The organism is Streptomyces marokkonensis, from assembly GCF_039539045.1.
GTDB classification, from domain to species: Bacteria; Actinomycetota; Actinomycetes; order Streptomycetales; family Streptomycetaceae; genus Streptomyces; species Streptomyces marokkonensis.
Genome location: NZ_BAABCQ010000334.1, coordinates 1 through 2,875, shown reverse-complemented (window position 1 = coordinate 2,875; position 2,875 = coordinate 1). Strand labels below are relative to the sequence as shown.

At 70.1% G+C, this 2,875-nt stretch carries 3 protein-coding genes; 2 read left to right on the top strand and 1 reads right to left on the bottom strand.

What is annotated here, in order from left to right:
- Positions 1–209 precede the first annotated feature (209 nt).
- The gene (locus ABEA26_RS35605; RefSeq protein ID WP_345598168.1) at positions 210–1,244 is read left to right on the top strand and encodes a LacI family DNA-binding transcriptional regulator; all 1,035 of its coding nucleotides are present in this window, start codon (positions 210–212) and stop codon (positions 1,242–1,244) included.
- 90 nt (positions 1,245–1,334) lie between these two features.
- Positions 1,335–2,261 carry a phosphatase PAP2 family protein gene (locus ABEA26_RS35600; protein WP_345598166.1) on the top strand — a complete coding sequence of 309 codons (927 nt, stop codon included), beginning with the start codon at positions 1,335–1,337 and terminating at the stop codon, positions 2,259–2,261.
- 11 nt (positions 2,262–2,272) lie between these two features.
- Here ABEA26_RS35600 and ABEA26_RS35595 read toward each other — a convergent pair whose 3' ends face one another.
- The gene (locus ABEA26_RS35595) at positions 2,273–2,842 is read right to left on the bottom strand and encodes a TetR/AcrR family transcriptional regulator (RefSeq protein ID WP_345598164.1); all 570 of its coding nucleotides are present in this window, start codon (positions 2,840–2,842) and stop codon (positions 2,273–2,275) included.
- Positions 2,843–2,875 lie beyond the last annotated feature (33 nt).

Sequence of the window (2,875 nt, the reverse complement as noted above, 5' to 3'; positions counted from 1 at the left end):
CCCGGCGACCGTCGCGAGACGCTTGTTCATGGGGATCGAGCGGTATCTGGCCGGTTGTGCAAGACTCTGCAAGCTCTTGCCGCCACTTTTCCTGAGGGAGCGCGATGACGCAGCAGCCCGTGCCGGGCCGTCCGACGGGCCGTTCAACAGGCCGCCCACGGCGCCCGATCGGTGTGCAAGGCGGCGGCCGACAGGTACAGTCCACCCCTGTGACCACACGGCTTGCCGACATCGCCGCCCAGGCGGGGGTGAGCGAAGCGACCGTCAGCCGCGTCCTCAACGGCAAGCCTGGCGTCGCCGCCACCACCCGCCAGTCCGTACTCGCCGCTCTCGACGTGCTGGGCTACGAGCGCCCCGTGCGGCTGCGGCAGCGCAGCGAGGGCCTGGTGGGCCTGATCACGCCGGAGCTGGAGAACCCGATCTTCCCGGCCCTGGCCCAGGTCATCGGCCAGGCGCTGACCCGCCAGGGGTACACGCCGGTCCTCGCCACCCAGACCCCGGGCGGTTCCACGGAGGACGAGCTGACGGAGCTGCTGGTCGACCGGGGAGTCGCCGGCATCATCTACGTCTCCGGTCTGCACGCCGACACCACCGCCGACACGCAGCGCTACGAACGGCTGCGCGCGCAGGGCGTGCCCTTCGTCCTCGTCGACGGTTTCTCGTCGAAGGTGCAGGCGCCGTTCATCTCCCCCGACGACCGCGCCGCGATGAGTCTCGCGGTCACGCACCTCGTCTCGCTCGGGCACACCCGCATCGGGCTGGCCCTCGGTCCGAAGCGGTTCGTGCCGGTGCAGCGCAAGATCGAGGGCTTCGTCCACACCGTCCAGGACCAACTGGGCATGAACGCCGAGACCGTGGAGAAGGAGCTCGTCCAGCACTCCCTCTACACCCTGGAGGGCGGTCAGGCGGCGGCCGGCGCGCTCATGGAGCGGAACTGCACGGCGGTGGTCTGCGCCAGCGACATGATGGCGCTGGGCGCGATACGGGCGGCCCGGCAGCGCGGCCTGCACGTACCCAAGGACTTCTCCGTCGTCGGCTTCGACGACTCGCCGCTGATCGCCTTCACCGACCCGCCCCTGACGACCGTCCGCAAGCCGGTCCCGGCGATGGGACAGGCTGCGGTGCGCACCCTGCTGGAGGAGATCGGCGGGACCCCCGCACCGCACAGCGAGTTCGTGTTCATGCCGGAGCTGGTCGTACGCGGTTCCACGGCCTCGGCGCCGGGCGAGCGCAACCGCCGCTGAGACCCTGCCCCCTCGGAATGGCCGGATGCGGCCCGGATCCTCCGGGAGGATGATCGGTGGGACAGGGCTTTTCTGGCAGACTTCATGCCTATGGGTGACACGACCGTGAGGACGACGGAACGCCTGGAAGAGGCCGTTCCGCACCCCGTCACGGAGGAGACGGGGCAAGGCCTCCTGCGCCGTCTCCGCACGCCGCGCCGGCCGCGCCTGTGGTTCGAGATCCTGTTGATCGCGATCAGTTACTGGACGTACTCCCTCGTCCGCAACGCGGTACCGGAGCAGCGGGCGCAGGCGCTGCGCAACGCCGACTGGATCTGGCGCGTCGAGCAGCAACTCGGTCTCGCCTTCGAGGAGTCGGTCAACCATGCCGTGAACTCGGTGACTTGGCTCATCATCGGCATGAACTACTACTACGCCACACTGCATTTCGTGGTGACCCTCGGCGTACTGGTGTGGCTGTACCGCAGTCACCCCGGGCGGTACGCCGCGACCCGGCTGGCGCTCTTCGCGACGACGGGCGTCGCCCTGGTCGGTTACTACCTGTTTCCGCTCGCCCCGCCTCGTCTGATGAACGGCGGGCACTTCGTCGACACCGTGATGGTCCACGAGACGTGGGGATCCATGGCGTCCGGCGACCTGAAGAACATGTCGAACCAGTACGCGGCGATGCCGTCGATGCACATCGGGTGGTCGGTGTGGTCCGGGCTGACGATCTTCGCGCTGGCCTCGGTGCCGTGGGTGCGGGTGCTGGGGCTGGTGTACCCGGTGCTCACGCTGGTGGTGATCGTCGCGACCGCCAACCACTTCTGGCTGGACGCGGTGGGCGGGGTGCTGTGCCTGGCGTTCGGATACGCGGTGACGGCCGCCTGGTACGGGCGCCTGCCGCACGCGCTGCCGCGGACGGTGCCGGCCCGGCGGGGGGCGTGGCCGCCCACCCGGGCGCGGGACCAACGGCCCGCCCGGGCTCAGGACCCGGCTTCGGCGACCGGCCGCAGGCCCATAGTCCGCAGGCCATAGTCCGCAGGCCTCTAGTCGACCTCCCAGGCCGCCTCGATCATCCGGAAGATCTCGTCCACCGCGGCCTCCGGGTCGGGCGCCTCCCGGGCCAGCGAATACGCGTCGATAGCGAACCTCGCGATCGTCCTGCAGGCCGTGGCGCTCCGTGAGAGGCCCGGATCGGCGGCGATGGCCTTCGCCAGCGACTCCGCGTGGCGCAGCCTCATCGACTCCTCGTACTTACGCAGGGCCGGTGATTCCTCGATCATGCGCCAGATCGGGGCGGCGCTGTCCGCCGTGCAGTGCCGCACCAGGGCCAGGACCTCGCGGCGCAGCGCGGGGACGAGCGGCTCGTCCGGCGCCCGGCCGGTGGCCGCCCGTGTGAGGCGCTGCTCGAAGTCGTCGTCCCGCTCGAAGATCAGGGCCTCTTTCGAGGCGAAGTGGGAGAAGAGCGTGGTGACGGCCACGTCGGCCTCGGCGGCCACGTCACGGATCCCCACCGCGTCGTACCCGCGCTCCAGGAAGAGCCGCAGGGCGGTGTCGGCGATCTTCTGACGGGTCGCGGCCTTCTTGCGCTCGCGGCGCCCGGTCGGCACGGTCATGCCCTGACACTACCAAATGCAAAACTGTAACCG

Coding starts and splice junctions, on each gene's coding strand:
- ABEA26_RS35595 (WP_345598164.1), bottom strand. CDS start 2,842: ATGACCGTGCCGACCGGGCGCCGCGAGCGCAAGAAGGCCGCGACCCGT.
- ABEA26_RS35600 (WP_345598166.1), top strand. CDS start 1,335: ATGGGTGACACGACCGTGAGGACGACGGAACGCCTGGAAGAGGCCGTT.